General features: G+C 69.6%; 16 protein-coding genes. 6 read left to right on the plus strand and 10 right to left on the minus strand.

All coding sequences use genetic code 11. From position 1 onward, the window contains the following. Positions 1-345: 345 nt before the first annotated feature. Both ACWDEX_RS06895 and ACWDEX_RS06900 read right to left on the minus strand, forming a co-directional pair. Positions 346-1,713: an MFS transporter gene (locus ACWDEX_RS06895; RefSeq protein WP_450462159.1), complete on the minus strand. Its 1,368-nt coding sequence runs from the start codon at positions 1,711-1,713 to the stop codon at positions 346-348. Further along, a complete protein-coding gene (locus ACWDEX_RS06900) occupies positions 1,710-2,288 on the minus strand; it encodes a TetR/AcrR family transcriptional regulator (protein ID WP_450462160.1) in 579 nt (192 codons plus the stop codon). Before ACWDEX_RS06900 ends, ACWDEX_RS06895 begins: the two co-directional genes overlap by 4 nt. 76 nt (positions 2,289-2,364) lie before the next feature. On the opposite strand from ACWDEX_RS06900, the gene ACWDEX_RS06905 reads away from it, so the two are divergent. After that, positions 2,365-2,805 (plus strand): PPOX class F420-dependent oxidoreductase, encoded by a 441-nt coding sequence (locus ACWDEX_RS06905; protein ID WP_450462161.1) that lies wholly within the window; start codon positions 2,365-2,367, stop codon positions 2,803-2,805. Positions 2,806-2,890: 85 nt separating this feature from the next. Here ACWDEX_RS06905 and ACWDEX_RS06910 read toward each other — a convergent pair whose 3' ends face one another. From ACWDEX_RS06910 to ACWDEX_RS06940, 7 genes are all read right to left on the minus strand, one after another. After that, positions 2,891-3,073, minus strand: a complete 183-nt coding sequence (locus tag ACWDEX_RS06910) for a hypothetical protein (RefSeq protein ID WP_450462163.1) — start codon at positions 3,071-3,073, stop codon at positions 2,891-2,893. A gap of 304 nt (positions 3,074-3,377) precedes the next feature. Then, positions 3,378-3,833, minus strand: a complete 456-nt coding sequence (locus ACWDEX_RS06915) for a tellurite resistance TerB family protein (protein ID WP_450462164.1) — start codon at positions 3,831-3,833, stop codon at positions 3,378-3,380. A gap of 166 nt (positions 3,834-3,999) precedes the next feature. Beyond that, positions 4,000-4,881: a phosphogluconate dehydrogenase (NAD(+)-dependent, decarboxylating) gene (gnd, locus tag ACWDEX_RS06920; protein WP_450462165.1), complete on the minus strand. Its 882-nt coding sequence runs from the start codon at positions 4,879-4,881 to the stop codon at positions 4,000-4,002. Between the two features lie 6 nt (positions 4,882-4,887). After that, entirely contained in the window at positions 4,888-6,534 is a 1,647-nt protein-coding gene (gene pgi / locus ACWDEX_RS06925; protein WP_450462166.1) for a glucose-6-phosphate isomerase, read from the minus strand. Further along, a complete protein-coding gene (gene opcA, locus ACWDEX_RS06930; RefSeq protein ID WP_450462167.1) occupies positions 6,527-7,462 on the minus strand; it encodes a glucose-6-phosphate dehydrogenase assembly protein OpcA in 936 nt (311 codons plus the stop codon). Before opcA ends, pgi begins: the two co-directional genes overlap by 8 nt. Next, positions 7,459-9,192, minus strand: a complete 1,734-nt coding sequence (gene zwf, locus ACWDEX_RS06935) for a glucose-6-phosphate dehydrogenase (RefSeq protein ID WP_450462168.1) — start codon at positions 9,190-9,192, stop codon at positions 7,459-7,461. Before zwf ends, opcA begins: the two co-directional genes overlap by 4 nt. Next, complete coding sequence (locus ACWDEX_RS06940) at positions 9,189-9,326, minus strand: hypothetical protein (protein WP_450462169.1); 138 nt, start codon at positions 9,324-9,326, stop codon at positions 9,189-9,191. The genes zwf and ACWDEX_RS06940 overlap by 4 nt, the downstream gene beginning before the upstream one ends. 421 nt (positions 9,327-9,747) lie before the next feature. On the opposite strand from ACWDEX_RS06940, the gene ACWDEX_RS06945 reads away from it, so the two are divergent. From ACWDEX_RS06945 to ACWDEX_RS06965, 5 genes are all read left to right on the plus strand, one after another. Further along, positions 9,748-10,440, plus strand: coding sequence for a DUF4232 domain-containing protein (locus tag ACWDEX_RS06945; RefSeq protein WP_450462171.1), 693 nt, complete (start codon positions 9,748-9,750; stop codon positions 10,438-10,440). Between the two features lie 120 nt (positions 10,441-10,560). Beyond that, the gene (locus ACWDEX_RS06950; protein WP_450462172.1) at positions 10,561-11,898 is read left to right on the plus strand and encodes a 6-phospho-beta-glucosidase; all 1,338 of its coding nucleotides are present in this window, start codon (positions 10,561-10,563) and stop codon (positions 11,896-11,898) included. Between the two features lie 20 nt (positions 11,899-11,918). After that, positions 11,919-14,975, plus strand: coding sequence for an alpha-mannosidase (locus ACWDEX_RS06955; protein ID WP_450462173.1), 3,057 nt, complete (start codon positions 11,919-11,921; stop codon positions 14,973-14,975). Between the two features lie 234 nt (positions 14,976-15,209). After that, complete coding sequence (locus ACWDEX_RS06960; protein WP_450462174.1) at positions 15,210-16,118, plus strand: metallophosphoesterase family protein; 909 nt, start codon at positions 15,210-15,212, stop codon at positions 16,116-16,118. Further along, the gene (locus tag ACWDEX_RS06965) at positions 16,063-16,746 is read left to right on the plus strand and encodes a 4'-phosphopantetheinyl transferase family protein (RefSeq protein WP_450462175.1); all 684 of its coding nucleotides are present in this window, start codon (positions 16,063-16,065) and stop codon (positions 16,744-16,746) included. Before ACWDEX_RS06960 ends, ACWDEX_RS06965 begins: the two co-directional genes overlap by 56 nt. 16 nt (positions 16,747-16,762) lie before the next feature. On the opposite strand, the gene ACWDEX_RS06970 is transcribed toward ACWDEX_RS06965, so the two are convergent. Next, on the minus strand, positions 16,763-16,984 hold the full coding sequence (locus ACWDEX_RS06970; protein ID WP_450462176.1) for a hypothetical protein: 222 nt from the start codon (positions 16,982-16,984) through the stop codon (positions 16,763-16,765). Positions 16,985-17,005 lie beyond the last annotated feature (21 nt).

Raw genomic sequence — 17,005 nt, forward strand, 5'->3', positions numbered from 1 at the left:
CCCGAGCCGCCGCACTCAACCTCCGCCGACTGATCAACCTCGGACTCACCCGCGCAGGCAGCACCTGGACGATCAGCGCGGCCACCGCATAGACCGAGGGGCCGCCCGGCCTGCAGCCGGACAGCCCCTCAACAAGATCTTCATGAGTCTTCTAGGGCGTGTTTCGAAAGTCCCGTCGTCCGCCCGAAGGGCGGGTCCCGCGGCGTCTGGTGCGTGCGATCGCAAGGCGGAGGGTCGTCCTCGTACTGGGCGTACGCGGGCGATCCCGACAACGCGGCGTGGGGGTCCCCCCTGCTCGAAGAGCTTGGGGGAGTGCCGTGCCAGGCGGGACTTTCGAAACACGCCCTAGAAGGCCGATTGGTCCGCGGCAATGGCCCGGGGGCCGGGCCGGCCGGGCATCCGCAGGGCGAGCGGCACGCCGAGCAGGCACACGCAGGCGAGTACCGCGAGCGTGGGCCCGGACGCCACGTTCGTGCATGTCATCAGCGTGCCGGCGGCGGCCACGCCCACCGTGGGGCCGACGTTCAGCGCGGTCTGCTGCAGTCCGCCTGCCACCCCGGCCGATGCGACGGGCACCTCTCGGACGACGACGGCGGTCGCCGTCACCATCACCGTTCCGAAACCGGCACCCACCAGCAGGAATCCCATTCCCGCCCACACCTGGGAGGACCCCTGCCCGAGCCGGGACAGCACGAGAACACCCAGTGCGAGGAACACCGTTGCGGTCCCGGCCGTGCCGCGCGCACCATAGCGGCGTACAAGGACGGCCGACACGGGCGCGCCCAGCACCATCGCCACGGGCGCCGGCAGGGCCTGGAGCGCGGTCCGCAACGGGTCGAGGCCCAGCACGTCCTGAAGGACATAGCTGCTGACGAACAGCGTCCCCAGCATCGCCGCCGACACGGCCACCAGCAGTCCGAGCGCTGAACCGACGGCCGACCGGCCGAGCATGTCCGCCGGCAGCAACGGGCTCGTGGTGCGCCGTTCGTGCCGGACGAACAGGCAGCCGGCCACCGCCGCCCCGAGCAGCGCCGCCACCGGTGCCGTCGGTCGGCCGGAGTCCGCGACGGAGGTGAGCGCGTACACCAGGCACACCAGGCCCGCCGCGAGCAGACCGGCGCCCGGCAGGTCCAACGGCGGGCGCCCGGCCGGGGTGTGCTCCGGGCCGCGTACGACCACCATCAGTACGCTCATCACCAGCGCCGGTGCGACGTTGAGGAAGAAAACGGCGCGCCAGCCGAACGGGGTGACCAGAGCCCCGCCCACCAGGGGGCCGGCCGCGGCCGCCAACCCGATCGCGCTGGTGCGCAACGCGATCGGCATCGCCAGCCGCTCCGGTGGATACGCGGCCCGCAGCATGCCGAGCGTCGCCGGTTGCAGCAGGGCGCCGAAGACCCCTTGGACCACCCGCAGTCCGATCACCCAGCCGATGCCGGGAGCCAATCCGATCCCGGCGGAGGCCGCGCCGAAACCCGCCATGCCCAGGGCGAACACACGTCGATGGCCGTGACGGTCGCCGAGGCGGCCGGCGAAGACCAGCAGGCTCGCCACCGCGATGAGATAGCCGGTGCTCGTCCACTGCACCTCGGTCAGAGAGGCGTGCAGATCCCGTCGCAGGGCGGGCTGTGCGACAGTGAGCACCGTGCCGTCCAGAGCGACGATGACCGCGCCGACCACACTGCTTGCGAGCGTCAGCCCGCGGTGCGAGATCACCGGAGTTCCGGTCCGAGGTGTGCGTCCAGCGCGTTCCGCAGCAGGGGAGCGAAGTCGGATGCTCCGGTGGTGAGTTGGAGGCTCCCCCAGGTCCAGAGTTGGGCGAGTCCGTGCAGGTTCGCGAGGAGAGAGCCTGCGACAAGCCGCGCGTCGGCGTCCGGCCTGGCCCGGCCTACCAGGTCCACCAGCAGGGAGAACAACGGAAGGCTCGTATCCCGCAAACCCAAGTGGTCACTAGCCAGAAGGTCATGACGGAACATCAACTCATGCATGCCGCAGTGAGTGAGCGCGAAGTCCAGATAGGCGTGGCCCAGGGCACCGAGCTGGTCCCGGGGGCTCGCGGTGCCGTCTCCGACCGCGTCGGCCGCCCGCGACGCGAGGTCGGCGAAGCCGCGGCGTGCGATGGCCGACAGCAGCTCCAGGTGGGTGGGGAAGTAGCGACGGGGGGCGCCGTGCGAGACACCCGCTCGCCGGGCGATCTCCCGCAACGTCAATGCCTGCACACCCTCAGTGGTCACCAGGTCGACGCCGACGTCCACCAGCCGGGCGCGCAGCCCTGTCTCCGGATCAGTCATAGACACTGTCTACCAGTAGTGCGTAGACAGTGTCTACTAGGGAATACGCGGCCTCGTCAGATGAGTTGACGGGTGTATGACCGAGGACGCCACGCAGAACGCACTGCTCACACTGCTTGCCGAGAGCCACGGTGGGGTGCTCGTCACCCTCAAACGCGACGGCCGACCGCAACTGTCGAACGTCAGCCATGCCTATTACCCGGATGAGCGTGTCATCCGGGTCTCGGTCACGGACGACCGCGCGAAGACCCGCAATCTGCGCCGGGACCCACGGGCGTCGTACCACGTGACCAGCGCCGACCGGTGGGCCTACACGGTCGCCGAGGGCACGGCCGACCTCTCGCCCGTCGCGCAGGACCCGTACGACGAGACGGTCGAGGAACTCATTCGGCTCTATCGCGACGTATCAGGTGAGCACCCCGACTGGGACGACTACCGCGCCGCCATGGTCCGCGACCGGCGCCTGGTGCTGCGGCTTCCGGTGGAGCGGGTGTACGGCAATCCCACAAGGCCGTGAGCAGACTGGCGGGCCAGCCGCGGTCAACAATGAGGTAGGTGATCGATCGGACGGGTTCGGAGCCAGTACGAGCGGGCCGCGATGGTCAGCGCGACGCCGTAACCGGCGAAGCCGCCCCGCAGACCAGGGCCGCCAGTGCGCCCACCGCTACGACAGCCCAGTCGAGCGTGGCGTCCCCTTGGATGCTGCCGTCCTGGAACAGCGGTATCCCGCTCAGTGCGCATGCGAGGCCGAAGGCGCCGTAGACCGCCGCCCACAGCACTGACACCCAGCTGACCCAGCGCGGCCATCCCTGCCAACACACATGCCAGAAAGTCCCCAGCGTCCGTCCATCACCAGCCATACCCCGAACGTCGCATCGACCGCCGTGATGGGGCGTCAACCGCTCGGACGATCCGCCTCCCCCTGCCGGGTGAGTGATCTCCGGCAGCCTTCAAGGCCACGCGGGCGGCCCGATGATGCGTGGGCCGCCCGCGCGCGTGCGTTCGCAGGGCGTGGGAGTGGCGTACCGTCACCGCAGCGCGGCTGCCGCCTCCAGGCGAGCTGCGCCGATTCCGTGAGTCAGGTCGCCGTCAGAGGTCGAACTCGTGCGGCGGCAGGTTGAGCGCGAAGCACGCCTCGCGGACGACCGCCTGCTCGTCCTTGTCGAAGTCCCCGTCCGCGCCCCCGATGACGATGCCGATCTGGATGACGGCACGCGCCTCGGCGGGCTTCTTCTTCGCCTTGCCGATCTCCTGCAGCACGCTGACCTTGCCGAAGTCGAAGTCGGCGGCCAGCTTGTTCAGGTTGTCCTCGAAGCGGCGGCGCAGGTCGTCCGCCGGGAAGTTCTGCAACACCTCGTTGGTGGCGATGAGCTGGGCCACGCGCTGGCGTTCGGACGGATCCACGGTGCCGTCCGCTGCCGCCACGAGCGCGCACATGGCCATGCTCGCGTCGCGGAAGGCGCCGCTCTTCAGATCGTTCTTCTTCGCCTCGAGCTGGGTCTGCATCGTCGACGCGGATTCCTTGATGCGGTCCCACAGGGCCATGAGAACTCCCTACGTTGTCGAGGCGGGCCGCCCCGTTCGGCGGTCCGTCACCTCTCTCGTTTCTACAGCAACGTAGAGACAAACTTGCGAGACGGCACAAAAGTTCCGGCCGTGCGCCATTCCGTGATCACGCTCGGCCCGCGCTCAGGGGGACCGGCGCGGGTCCCTACTCCTTGGCCGACTCGACCGCGTGGCCGCCGAACTGGTTGCGCAGGGCGGCGATCATCTTCATCTGCGGGGAGTCGTCCTGCCGGGAGGTGAACCGGGCGAACAGCGACGCCGTGATGGCCGGCAGTGGCACGGCGTGGTCGATGGCCGCCTCGACGGTCCAGCGGCCCTCGCCGGAGTCCTGCGCATAGCCGCGCAGCTTGTCCAGGTGCTCGTCCTCGTCGAGGGCGTCGACCGCCAGGTCCAGCAGCCAGGAACGGATGACCGTGCCCTCCTGCCAGGAGCGGAAGACCTCGCGGACGTTCTCCACCGAGTCGACCTTCTCCAGCAGCTCCCAGCCCTCGGCGTAGGCCTGCATCATCGCGTACTCGATGCCGTTGTGGACCATCTTGGAGAAGTGCCCGGAACCGACCTTGCCGGCGTGGACGTAGCCGTACGGGCCCTCCGGCTTGAGCGCGTCGAAGATCGGCTGGAGCCGGTCGACATGCTCCTTGTCGCCGCCGACCATGAGGGCGTAGCCGTTCTCGAGGCCCCAGACGCCGCCGGAGACTCCGGCGTCGACGAAGCCGACGCCCTTCGCGCCCAACTCCCTGGCGTGCTTCTCGTCGTCGGTCCAGCGGGAGTTGCCGCCGTCGACCACGGTGTCACCGGGGGACAGCAGGTCGGCGAGTTCGTCGATGACGGACTGCGTCGGGGCGCCGGCCGGAACCATCACCCAGACCACACGCGGCCCTTCGAGCCTTTCGACCAGTTCGGTCAGGCCGCTGACGTCGGAGACGTCGGGATTGCGGTCGTAGCCGACGACGGTGTGGCCCGCGCGGCGGATCCGCTCGCGCATGTTGCCGCCCATCTTGCCAAGACCGATGAGTCCGATCTGCATGTCTGCTCACTTCCTCCTGAGCGTGCGGTACGCGGCCACGAGGGCTGCGGTGGAGGGGTCGAGACCGGGCACGTCCGTACCGTCGGTGAGGGCGGGTTCGACGCGCTTGGCGAGGACCTTGCCGAGTTCGACGCCCCACTGGTCGAAGGAGTCGATGTTCCAGATCGCGCCCTGGACGAACACCTTGTGCTCGTAGAGGGCGATGAGCTGGCCGAGGACCGAGGGGGTCAGCTCCTCGGCGAGGATGGTGGTGGTGGGGTGGTTGCCCTTGAAGGTGCGGTGGGGTACCTGCTCCTCCGGTACGCCCTCCGCACGCACCTCCGCGCTCGTCTTGCCGAAGGCGAGTGCCTGGCCCTGCGCGAACAGGTTGGCCATCAACAGGTCGTGCTGCGCCTTGAGTTCACCGCTGAGTTCATCGACCGGGTTGGCGAAGCCGATCAGGTCGGCCGGGATCAGCCTGGTCCCCTGGTGCAGCAACTGGTAGTAGGCGTGCTGGCCGTTGGTGCCGGGCGTGCCCCACACCACCGGGCCGGTCTGCCATTCGACCGGGCTTCCCGAGCGGTCCACAGACTTCCCGTTGGACTCCATGTCCAGCTGCTGCAGATAGGCGGTGAACCTGGACAGGTAGTGCGAGTAAGGCAGCACGGCATGCGACTGAGCGTCGAAGAAGTTGCCGTACCAGACCCCCAACAGTCCGAGGATCAGCGGTGCGTTGGACTCAGCGGGCGTGGTGCGGAAGTGCTCGTCGACGAGGCGGAAGCCGTCGAGCATCTCCTGGAACCGCTCGGGGCCGATCGCGATCATCAGTGACAGGCCGATGGCGGAGTCGAACGAGTACCGTCCGCCGACCCAGTCCCAGAACTCGAACATGTTGTCGGGGTCGATGCCGAACTCGGTGACCTTCGCGGCGTTGGTCGACAGGGCGACGAAGTGCCGTGCGACCGCCTTCTCGCTGTTCAGGCCCGCAAGGAGCCAGGAGCGGGCCGAGGTCGCGTTCGTGATGGTCTCGATCGTGGTGAACGTCTTGGAGGCGACGATGAACAACGTCTCCGCCGGGTCCAGATCGCGTGTGGCCTCGTGCAGGTCGGCGCCGTCCACATTGGAGACGAAACGGACCGTGAGATCGCGGTCGGTGAAGGCGCGCAGCGCCTCGTAGGCCATCGCCGGACCCAGGTCGGAGCCACCGATACCGATGTTGACGACATTGCGGATCCGCTCGCCGGTATGGCCGGTCCACTCGCCCGAGCGGACCCGGTTCGCGAAGGCGGCCATCTTGTCGAGCACCGCGTGGACCTTGGGCACCACGTTCTCGCCGTCGACCTCGATCACGGCATCGGCCGGAGCGCGCAGCGCGGTGTGCAGGACGGCTCGGTTCTCGGTGACGTTGATCCGCTCGCCGCGGAACATGGCGTCCCTGAGCCCGAACACATCGGCGGCGGTGGCGAGTTCCTGGAGCAGGGCGAGGGTTTCGTCGGTGATCAGATGCTTGGAGTAGTCGATGAGCAGGTCCCCGACCCGCGCCGTGTAGCGCTCGGCGCGCTCGGGATCCCGGTCGAACAGCTCACGCAGGTTCGGGTGCAGCAGTGTGCCCGCGCGGTGGTCCTCCAGGGCCGTCCATTCAGGGCGGTGGGTGAGGCTGGGGCGGTCAGACATGGCTGACGTTCTCCTTGAAGTCCGCGCCGCGCAGGGCGATGGCGTACATCTCGTCCGCGTCGAGGCGGCGTAGCTCCTCGGCGATCAGTTCGGAAGTGGGGCGCACCTTCAGCGCCATGGTGCGTGAGGGCTGGCCCGGCAGGGTGAGCATGGCCAGTGGGCCCTCGGGGCGGTCGATGACGATCTCACCCTGCCCGGTGCCCAGGCGGACGGCCGTGACGACCGGCCCGGCGGTGACGACCCGCTCGACGGGTACCCGGAGACGGGCCTCCAGCCAGCGGGCCAGCAACTCGGCGCTCGGATTGTCGACCTCGCTCTCGACAGCCGCCGAGGTCACCTTCGTACGGGCCTGGTCGAGCGCCGCGGCCAGCATCGACCGCCAGGGCGTCAGCCGGGTCCACGCCAGGTCGGTGTCGCCCGGCGCGTACGACGAGGCCCGGACATCCAGCGCGGCCAACGGGGTCTCGACGGCGTACAGGTCGGTGATCCGGCGCTGGGCGAGGGCGCCCAGCGGGTCCTTGGACGGGTTGTCCGGGGCGTCCGCCGGCCACCACACGACGACGGGCGCGTCCGGCAGCAGCAGCGGCAGGACCACCGAGTCGGCGTGGTCGGACACCTCGCCGTACAGCCGCAGCACGACCGTCTCGCCGGTACCCGCGTCCGCACCCAGGCGGACCTCGGCGTCAAGGTGTGGCCGTGTGCGGTCGCGCGAGGTGCGGGAGTGTCGCTTGATGACGACCAGGGTGCGCGAGGGGTGCTCGCGCGAAGCTTCCTCGGCCGCCTTGATCGAGTCGTACGCGTTCTCCTCGTCGGTCGCGATGACCATCGTCAGGACCATACCCACGGCTGGGGTGCCGAGGTCGTGGCGCCCCTGCACCAGTGCCTTGTTGATCTTGCTTGCCGTGGTGTCGGTCAGATCGATCTTCATGGCCTGCGCCAGCTCCGTCCGTCTCGTGCGAGCATCTCGTCGGCTTCCTTGGGACCCCAGGTGCCCGAGGGATACTGCGCGGGCTTGCCGTGGGCGGTCCAGTACTCCTCGATAGGGTCGAGGATCCTCCAGGACTCCTCCACCTCCTCGGTGCGGGGGAAGAGGTTGGCGTCGCCGAGTAGTACGTCCAGGATCAGCCGCTCGTACGCCTCCGGGCTGGACTCGGTGAACGACTCGCCGTAGGCGAAGTCCATCGTGACGTCCCGGAGCTCCATCGAGGTACCCGGCACCTTCGATCCGAAGCGGACTGTCATGCCCTCGTCGGGCTGCACCCGGATGACGATCGCGTTCTCGCCGAGTTCCTCGGTGGCGGTGGTGTCGAAGGGGGAGTGCGGGGCACGCTGGAAGACCACCGCGATCTCGGTGACCCGGCGGCCCAGGCGCTTGCCCGTGCGCAGGTAGAAGGGCACGCCCGCCCAGCGGCGGTTGTCGATCCCGAGCTTGATCGCGGCGAAGGTGTCCGTGGTGGACCCGGTGTCGATGCCCTCTTCCTGGAGGTAGCCGTCCACCCGCTCGCCGCCCTGCCAGCCGACCGCGTACTGTCCGCGCACGGTATGGCTGCCGAGGTCCTCCGGAAGCCTCACCGACTTGAGGACCTTCAGCTTCTCGGTGACCAGCGCCTCGGCGTCGAAGGCGATGGGCTCCTCCATGGCGGTGAGGGCCATCAGTTGGAGCAGATGGTTCTGGATGACGTCCCGGGCGGCGCCGATGCCGTCGTAGTAGCCGGCCCGGCCGCCGATGCCGATGTCCTCGGCCATAGTGATCTGCACGTGGTCGACATACGACCGGTTCCATATCGGCTCGTACATCTGGTTGGCGAAGCGGAGCGCCAGGATGTTCTGGACGGTCTCCTTGCCGAGGTAGTGGTCGATGCGGAACACCTGGTCGGGCTCGAACACGTCGTGCACGATGGCGTTCAGCTCGTGCGCGCTGGCCAAGTCGTGGCCGAACGGCTTCTCGATGACCGCGCGCCGCCACGAACCCTCGGGCGCGTCTGCCAGCCCGTGCCTCTTGAGCTGCCGCACGACCTTCGGGAAGAACTTCGGCGGTACGGAGAGATAGAAGGCGTAGTTGCCACTGGCGCCCCGGGAGACGTCCAACTCATCGACGGTGTCCCGCAGTTGTTCGAACGCTTCGTCGTCGTCGAAGGTGCCCGGAATGAACCGCATGCCCTCGGCGAGCTGCTGCCAGACCTCCTCACGGAAGGGCGTACGGGCGTGCTCGCGCACCGCGTCGTGCACCACCTGAGCGAAGTTCTGGTCCGCCCAGTCACGCCGGGCGAAGCCGATCAGGGAGAAGCCCGGCGGAAGCAGACCACGGTTGGCCAGGTCGTAGACCGCCGGCATCAGCTTCTTGCGGGACAGATCCCCGGTGACGCCGAAGATGACCAGGCCGGAGGGACCGGCGATACGGGGCAGACGACGGTCACGCGGGTCACGCAGGGGGTTGCTCCAAGCGGAGGCGAGGACCGACCCGTCGGCCTCTCCGACCACAGGAGCAGCGATCCGCCCGGCCTCCGGAGCCTTGGCCTTTCCGGCCGCGGGCGCCTCGGTCTCCGGGGTCACGGTCTCGGCCTCCGGAACCTCTGTCACCGGGGCCTCGGCCACAGCGGCTGCCCGAGCAGCCGCCTCCACCGCCGGACTCGTTGCTTCGGGAAACTTCCTGTTCATTCCCCCTCGACCTCCTTGTTCCTCAAGGGTGCCGTCATGGCCTTCGGCAGGCCCTGCGATGCCACTTCGAACGTGGCGATGCCCTCTTCGGGCAGGCGCTTCAGGGGTTCCGCGGCTGCGGTTGTTTCGGTCACTGTGATCATCTTCTTTCTTGCAGTCGGATCAACCGCGGAGGGCGGCCAGGGATTCCCTGGCGACGGCCACGCTCTCAGAGGTGAGGCCGATTCGGCGATACCGCCCGGGTACCCCCGCCCTCGGCCCCCAGGTACTCACGCGCGGCGGCCTCCGAGGCGGTAGCGACGATGATCACGTCCGGGTTCCGGTTTCCGCCGAGGCCCACCGGTGGTTGTGCGGCCCTCGTTGCTGTCACGCGCCCACACCTGACGGCCCTGCCCATGGACGCGTGTCCGAATCCACCGAAAGGTTCCCTCGGCGCGGGTGACATTGCGAACGGGAATTCCCCTCGCGCGCCGCAACTGCGCTCCATGATCTCGCGTGTACTTTCCATGGCGGGCTCATGAAACGGGATCCGCGCTCTCAACCAGGGGGAATCACATGCGTGTTCAGAAGTCCCGCAAGACGTCGGCCGTCGCCACGCTCGCACTCGTGGCGGGGCTCTCGCTCACCGCCTGCAACAGCAACGGCGACGGTGGTGGCAAGGGCGACGGGGCGAACTCAGCTCCGTCGGCCTCGGTTTCCTCCGATGGATCCGCCACGGGCGCGGGCAGTGGTTCGGCGGATGGAGGTTCGGGAGCGACAGCCACCACGCCGGGCAATTCCGCGAGCTCCAAGGCGAGTTCGGGGTCAGGCAGCACGCCCGGAGGACCCGGTGCCGGCGCGCGCTCCGCAGCGTCCTGCAAGACCGCGAACCTGACCTTCGCCAAGGGCTCCTCCCACGCCCAGGGCGACTACAGCCACATCGTCATCAGGCTCACCAACTCCGGCTCGGCCGCCTGTTTCCTGCGCGGCTTCCCGGGACTGGACCTCGTCGGCAAGGACGGCCGAGTGAGCGCCCGGCGCTCCGCCCACACCCCGAAGACCGTCACCCTCGCCCCGGGCCGGAGCGCGAACTTCGACCTGAGGGTGCCGCAGAACAAAACCGGCGGCAGCGGTGTGACCTTCACCAGCGCGGTGATCACCCCGCCCGACGAGACGCACGCGCACACCCTGCCACTGACCGTGAACCTTCCCGTTCAAGGGGACGGCGCCGGCAGCCAGGCCGTGGTCGTCGGTCCCGTCACCCGGTAGCCGCCAGGCCCCGAGAGCCTGGCCCCGTGGCGTCCGACGCTCCCGTGGACGCGGCGACCCGCCCGCCTCCTGCTTCCCGGAGGCGGGCGTCGCGGCGATCGTGGCGGGAAGGATACAAGCGTGAAGCTGACGATTCTGGGCGGCGGCGGATTCCGGGTACCGCTCGTGTACGGAGCGCTCCTCGGGGACCGCGCCGAGGGCCGTGTCACCCGTGTCGTCCTGCACGACCTGGACTCCGGGCGACTGTCCGCCGTGAGCCGGGTCCTGGCCGAGCAGGCGGCGGGCGTGCCCGACGCACCCGAGGTGACCGCCACGACCAACCTCGACGAGGCGCTGCGCGGCGCCGACTTCGTCTTCTCCGCGATCCGCGTCGGTGGTCTGCGGGGCCGGGCCGACGACGAACTGGTGGCCCTTGCGGAAGGCGTGCTCGGTCAGGAAACGGTCGGCGCGGGCGGCATCGCGTACGGCCTGCGCACGGTCCCGGTCGCCGTCGACATCGCCCGGCGCGTGGCCCGGCTCGCCCCCGACGCCTGGGTCATCAACTTCACCAATCCGGCGGGCCTTGTCACCGAGGCCATGTCCCGTCACCTCGGCGACCGCGTCATCGGCATCTGCGACTCCCCGGTCGGACTCGGCCGCCGTGTCGCCCGTGTGCTCGGCGCGAACCCGAACGAGGCGTGGATCGACTACGCCGGCCTCAACCACCTTGGCTGGTTGCGCGGCCTGCGCGTGGGCGGACGCGACGAACTCCCGCGTCTGCTCGCCGACCCGGAACTGCTGGGCTCCTTCGAGGAGGGCAGACTCTTCGGCGTCGAATGGCTGCAGTCCCTGGGCGCGATCCCCAACGAGTACCTGCACTACTACTACTTCAACCGGGAAGCCGTACGCGCCTACCAGAACGCGGAGAAGACCCGTGGCGCCTTCCTGCGCGACCAGCAGGAACGCTTCTACGAGGAGATGAAGCGTCCGGACACCGCCGCGCTGACGACCTGGGACCGCACCCGGTCCGAGCGCGAGGCCACATACATGGCCGAGAACCGGGAGACGGCCGGGGCAGGCGAGCGCGACGTCGACGATCTCTCCGGAGGTTACGAGAAGGTGGCCCTCGCTCTGATGCGCGCCATCGCCCGCGACGAGCGCACCACCCTGATCCTCAACGTGCGCAACCGCGGCACGTTGTCCGTGCTGGACCCGGATGCGGTCATCGAAGTCCCCTGTCTGGTGGACGCAGGCGGCGCGCACCCCGTCACCGTCGACCCGCTGCCCGGCCACGCCACCGGCCTGGTGTGCGCGGTCAAGGCGGTCGAGCGCGAGGTGCTGTCCGCGGCGGACTCCGGCTCCCGCACGACGGCGGTGAAGGCGTTCGCACTCCACCCGCTCGTCGACTCCGTCAACGTCGCCCGGCGGCTCGTCGACGGCTACACCGCCGTCCACCCCGGCCTCGGATACCTCAAGTAGCCAAGTCAGGAGGCCCACTCATGCACGACGAACGCCGCCGGATCGAGGAACGCGCCGCACGCGTCCACCACCAGCGCGTCAAGCCTGCGATCTACGCGGCCTCCGTCCCCTGCACGGTCGAGGCCTGGCAGGCACCGGGCGAGCCGGTGCCGTTCGCGGAGGCCGCCGCTGCGCCGTACGAGCCCTTCGCGATGGGCACCCCGTGGGGGCCGCCCTGGGGCACGACCTGGTTCCGGGTGCGCGGACAGGTCCCCGCCGAGTGGGCTGGAAGGCGTGTCGAGGCCGTCATCGACCTCGGCTTCGTGGGCGACTGGCCGGGCAACCAGGCGGAGGCCCTCGTCCACCTCACGGACGGGACACCCCTGAAAGCGGTCAACCCGCTCAACCAGTACGTGCCGATCGCCAACCCGGCGGCCGGCGGCGAGGAGATCCACTACCTCGTCGAGGCCGCATCCAATCCCGACATCCTCGCGGACGAGTTCGCGCGCCCGACCCCGCTCGGTGACCCGCTCACGGCCGGCGACAAGCCGCTCTACACCTTCCGGCGCGCTGACATCGCGATCCTCGACGAGCAGGTCTGGCATCTCGACCTGGACCTCCAGGTGCTGCGCGAACTGATGGTGGAACTCGACGAGCACGACCCGCGCCGTCACGAGATCACGTACGCCCTCGACCGGGCGCTCGACCTGCTGGACCTGGACGACGTCTCCGGCTCGGCGGCGGACGTGCGTGATGCGCTGGGGCCGACCCTGTCCAAGCCGGCGCACGCCAGCGCCCACACGATCTCCGGCGTCGGCCACGCGCACATCGACTCCGCCTGGCTCTGGCCGATCCGCGAGACCAAGCGCAAGACGTCCCGGACCTTCTCCAACGTCACCTCGCTCGCCGACGAGTACCAGGAGTTCGTCTTCGCCTGTTCCCAGGCCCAGCAGTACGAATGGGTGCGGGACACCTACCCGCGCGTGTGGGCCCGCATCCAGGAGTCGGTGAAGAAGGGCCAGTGGGCGCCGGTCGGCGGTATGTGGGTCGAGGCCGACGGCAACCTGCCCGGCGGCGAGGCGACCGCCCGGCAGCTCATCCACGGCAAGCGGTTCTTCATCGAGAACCTCGGCATCGAGACCAAAGGCGTGTGGCTGCCGGACTCCTTCGGCTACAACGCGGCCTATCCGCAGCTCGCCAAGCTCGCCGGAAACGAGTGGTTCCTGACCCAGAAGATCTCCTGGAACCAGACCAACACGTTCCCCCACCACACCTTCTGGTGGGAGGGCATCGACGGCACCCGCATCTTCACCCACTTCCCGCCGGTCGACACCTACAACGCCCGCTTCAGCGGCGAGGAGATGTCCCGCGCGGCGCGCAACCATCGGGACAAGGGCCGCGCCACACGATCCCTGGCGCCCTTCGGCCATGGCGACGGCGGCGGCGGCCCCACCCGCGAGATCATGGAACGCGCCCGGCGCCTGAAGGACCTGGAGGGTTCCGCGAAGGTCGTCGTCGAGCACCCCGACGCGTTCTTCAAGGCGGCCCGCGAGGAGTACCCGGACGCCCCGGTGTGGGTCGGTGAGCTTTACCTGGAGCTGCACCGTGCCACCTATACGACCCAGGCCCGCACGAAGCAGGGCAACCGCCGCTCGGAACACCGGCTCCGTGAAGCCGAGCTGTGGGCGACGACGGCCGCGGTGCACGCGCCCGGCTACTCCTATCCGTACGGGAAGCTCGACCGGCTGTGGAAGACGGTCCTGCTGCACCAGTTCCACGACATCCTGCCGGGGTCGTCGATCGCCTGGGTGCACCGGGAGGCGGAGGCCGAATACGCGCGTGTGGCGCTTGAGTTGGAGGAGCTGACGGCCGAGGCGGTCGGCGCGCTGGGCGCGGGCGGGACCCGGGTCTTCAACACGAGCCCGTACGACCGTGCCGAGGTGGTCCGTACGGCCGAGGGCGCGCCGGTGTACGTAGAGGTGCCCGCGAGCGGCAGCGCGCCCCTGGCCGCCGCCGAGCCCCCGCGGCCGGTGACCGTCACCGGCCGCGTCCTCGACAACGGGCTGGTCCGGGTGGAGGTGGACGAGGACGGCACACTCGCCTCCGTACGTGACCTGCGCGCCGACGGACGCGAAGTCCTCGCCGGCAAGGGCAACCTGCTGCGCCTGCACACCGACCTCCCGAACTACTGGGACGCCTGGGACATCGACAAGCACTACAGGAACCGCTACACGGACCTGCTGGACGCGGAGTCGGTCACGGTGACCGAACAGCACCCACTGGCCGCCGCGATCCGCGTGGAGCGGAGCTTCGGCAACGGGTCGAAGATCAGCCAGACGATCACCGTCCGTGCCGGTAGTCCCCGTATCGACATCGAGACCGACATCGACTGGCACGAGGCCGAGAAGATCCTCAAGGCCGGCTTCCCGGTGGACATCCGGGCACCCCACTCCTCCGCGGAGATCCAGTTCGGCCATGTCCAGCGACCCACCCACATCAACACCAGTTGGGAGGCCGCCCGCTTCGAGGTCTCCGGCCACCGCTGGGTGCACATCGGTGAACCCGGTTACGGCGTCGCGGTCATCAACGACTCCACATACGGCCACGACGTCTCCCGGACGGTGCGCGCAGACGGAGGGACGACGACCACGATCCGCCTCAGCCTGGTCCGCGCCCCGCGGATCCCGGACCCCGGCGCGGACCAGGGCAGGCACCACTTCACGTACTCCCTGCTCCCCGGCGCGAGTATCGAGGACGCCCTCGCGGAGGGCTACGCCCTCAACCTGCCGCTGCGTGTCGGGGACGCGGCGGGCGCGCCGGAACCGGTCGTCTCCGTGGACGGCGAGGGCGTGACCGTCGAGGCGGTGAAGCTCGCCGACGACGCATCGGGTGATGTCGTGGTGCGCTTGTACGAGTCCCGCGGCGGACGCGCCACCGGCACCCTGCGCACGGGCTTCCCGCTCGCGGGCGCCCATGTCACCGATCTGCTGGAGCGACCGCTCGAGGAGACCGTCACCGACGGCAACGCGGTGGCCGTCGCGCTGCGGCCCTTCCAGATCCTGACACTCCGTCTGCAGCGCGCGGACGCAGCCCGGTAGTGGGCGGGATTCGGGGGTGGCGAAGGCATACGTTCGGCGCCGCAACGTACCAGGTAGACGGCGCCCGTAACTTACGCGCCGGCACCTCTCCTGGCTCTCGCACTGTGTACGACCTGCGGCCGTTCCACGAACGCGGTGGCCGAACCAGAGGCAGGATCCTGGCGCGGGTCGCTCTTGTTTGTCGGCGGCCCGATGTGTTCTTGTTTCCCCATCCGGTTCTCGAAAGGGGCGACAGTGGAGTCGACGGACGGCCGTGGACAGCTGCTCGCCATCAGCGACCTGCACATCGGGTATCCCGAGAACCGCGCGCTCGTCGAGCGGATGCGGCCCACCTCCGAGGAGGACTGGCTCCTGGTCGCCGGTGACGTGGCGGAGACCGTAGCGGACATCCGCTGGGCCCTCGAACTGCTCGCCGACCGCTTCCGCAGAGTGATCTGGGCGCCCGGCAACCACGAGCTGTGGACCCACCACAAGGACACCGTCACCCTGCGCGGCGTCGAGCGGTACGAGCATCTGGTCGCCCTGTGCCGGGAGCTGGGCGTGACGACCCCCGAGGACCCCTACCCGGTATGGGAGGGGCCGGGCGGCCCGGTGGCCGTCGCACCGCTCTTCCTGCTCTACGACTACTCGTTCCTGCCGCAGGGCTGCACGACCAAGAAACAGGGCCTGGAGTACGCGCACGGCACCGGCATCGTGTGCACCGACGAGTTCCTGCTGCACCCCGACCCCTACCCGAGCCGTGAGGCGTGGTGCCGGGCCCGGGTCGCCGAGACCGAGCGCAGGCTCGAGGAGATCCCCGCCGATCTCTCCACGGTGCTGGTGAACCACTACCCGCTGGACCGGCACCCCACGGACATCCTGCGCTACCCCGAGTTCGCCATGTGGTGCGGCACCCGGTCGACCGCCGACTGGCACCGCCGCTTCCGGGTCGCCTGCATGGTTTACGGCCATCTGCACATTCCGCGGACCACCCATCACGAGGGCGTCCGCTTCGAAGAAGTGTCCGTGGGCTACCCCCGCGAATGGCGCCCGCGTCCGGAACCGCCCGGAAGGCTGCGCCTCATTCTGCCGTTGGAGGTTCAAGCAGGTGATCGAGGAGCTGCTCCCGAAGTCGGTCGTGGTCGTGGAGGCGCTCGGCGATGAAGCACTCGGCGACAGCAGCCCCCTCTTCCCCGAGGAAGCGGCGGTCGTTGCCCAGGCTGTCGAGAAGCGCCGCCGAGAGTTCACCGGCGTACGCGCGTGCGCGCGGCATGCGATGGAGAAGCTCGGCGTGCCGCCCCAGCCCGTGCTGCCCGGCCGACGCGGCGCACCGCGCTGGCCGGACGGGCTGGTCGGCAGCATGACGCACTGCGATGGCTACTGCGCCGCCGCGCTGGGCCGGGCGGACGAACTGGCCTCGCTCGGCATCGACGCGGAGCCCCACGACCGGTTGCCGGACGGCGTGCTGGACGCGGTGGCCCTGCCCGCCGAACAGGCCCGGCTGCGTGATCTCGCCCGCAGTCATCCGTCCGTCCACTGGGACCGGCTGCTGTTCAGCGCCAAGGAGTCCGTCTACAAGGCGTGGTTTCCCCTGACCGGGAAATGGCTCGACTTCCTGGAGGCGGACATCGAGATCGCCCCGGGCGCCGCCGCCGACGTGCCGGGCTCCTTCCGGGCGCGGCTCCTGGTGCCGGGCCCGGTGGTCGGCGGCCGCCGCGTCGAGGCCTTCGGCGGCCGCTGGACCGTACGGCGGGGGCTGGCCGTGACAGCCGTCGTCGTGCCTCACTCCTGACGGACGCCCGACGACCTCACGGACGCCACTTGGCGAGCAGCCGGAAGAACTCCTTGCCGGTGCCCGTGAGCCCCACCTCCGCAAGAGCCCGGTCCGCCTCGGCCAAGGCGGCGGTCGGGACGACGGGTGGTCGATGCGGGTCCGGCGCACTGTCGAAGGCTGCCCGCACAGTGTGCAGGAGGCGCAGGTAGGCCTGTACGGCGGCGCGTTGACGGTCGGTGAGTACGGCGGTCGGCATCGGTCGACTCTCCCCGGGTCG

The sequence above is a fragment of the Streptomyces sp. NPDC001020 genome, assembly GCF_053599115.1.

Bases quoted from the DNA above. Each gene is read 5' to 3' on its own strand.
- ACWDEX_RS06900 (WP_450462160.1), bottom strand. From the start codon at position 2,288: ATGACTGATCCGGAGACAGGGCTGCGCGCCCGGCTGGTGGACGTCGGC.
- ACWDEX_RS06905 (WP_450462161.1), top strand. From the start codon at position 2,365: ATGACCGAGGACGCCACGCAGAACGCACTGCTCACACTGCTTGCCGAG.
- ACWDEX_RS06915 (WP_450462164.1), bottom strand. From the start codon at position 3,833: ATGGCCCTGTGGGACCGCATCAAGGAATCCGCGTCGACGATGCAGACC.
- gnd (WP_450462165.1), bottom strand. From the start codon at position 4,881: ATGCAGATCGGACTCATCGGTCTTGGCAAGATGGGCGGCAACATGCGC.
- pgi (WP_450462166.1), bottom strand. From the start codon at position 6,534: ATGTCTGACCGCCCCAGCCTCACCCACCGCCCTGAATGGACGGCCCTG.
- opcA (WP_450462167.1), bottom strand. From the start codon at position 7,462: ATGAAGATCGATCTGACCGACACCACGGCAAGCAAGATCAACAAGGCA.
- zwf (WP_450462168.1), bottom strand. From the start codon at position 9,192: ATGAACAGGAAGTTTCCCGAAGCAACGAGTCCGGCGGTGGAGGCGGCT.
- ACWDEX_RS06945 (WP_450462171.1), top strand. From the start codon at position 9,748: ATGCGTGTTCAGAAGTCCCGCAAGACGTCGGCCGTCGCCACGCTCGCA.
- ACWDEX_RS06955 (WP_450462173.1), top strand. From the start codon at position 11,919: ATGCACGACGAACGCCGCCGGATCGAGGAACGCGCCGCACGCGTCCAC.
- ACWDEX_RS06970 (WP_450462176.1), bottom strand. From the start codon at position 16,984: ATGCCGACCGCCGTACTCACCGACCGTCAACGCGCCGCCGTACAGGCC.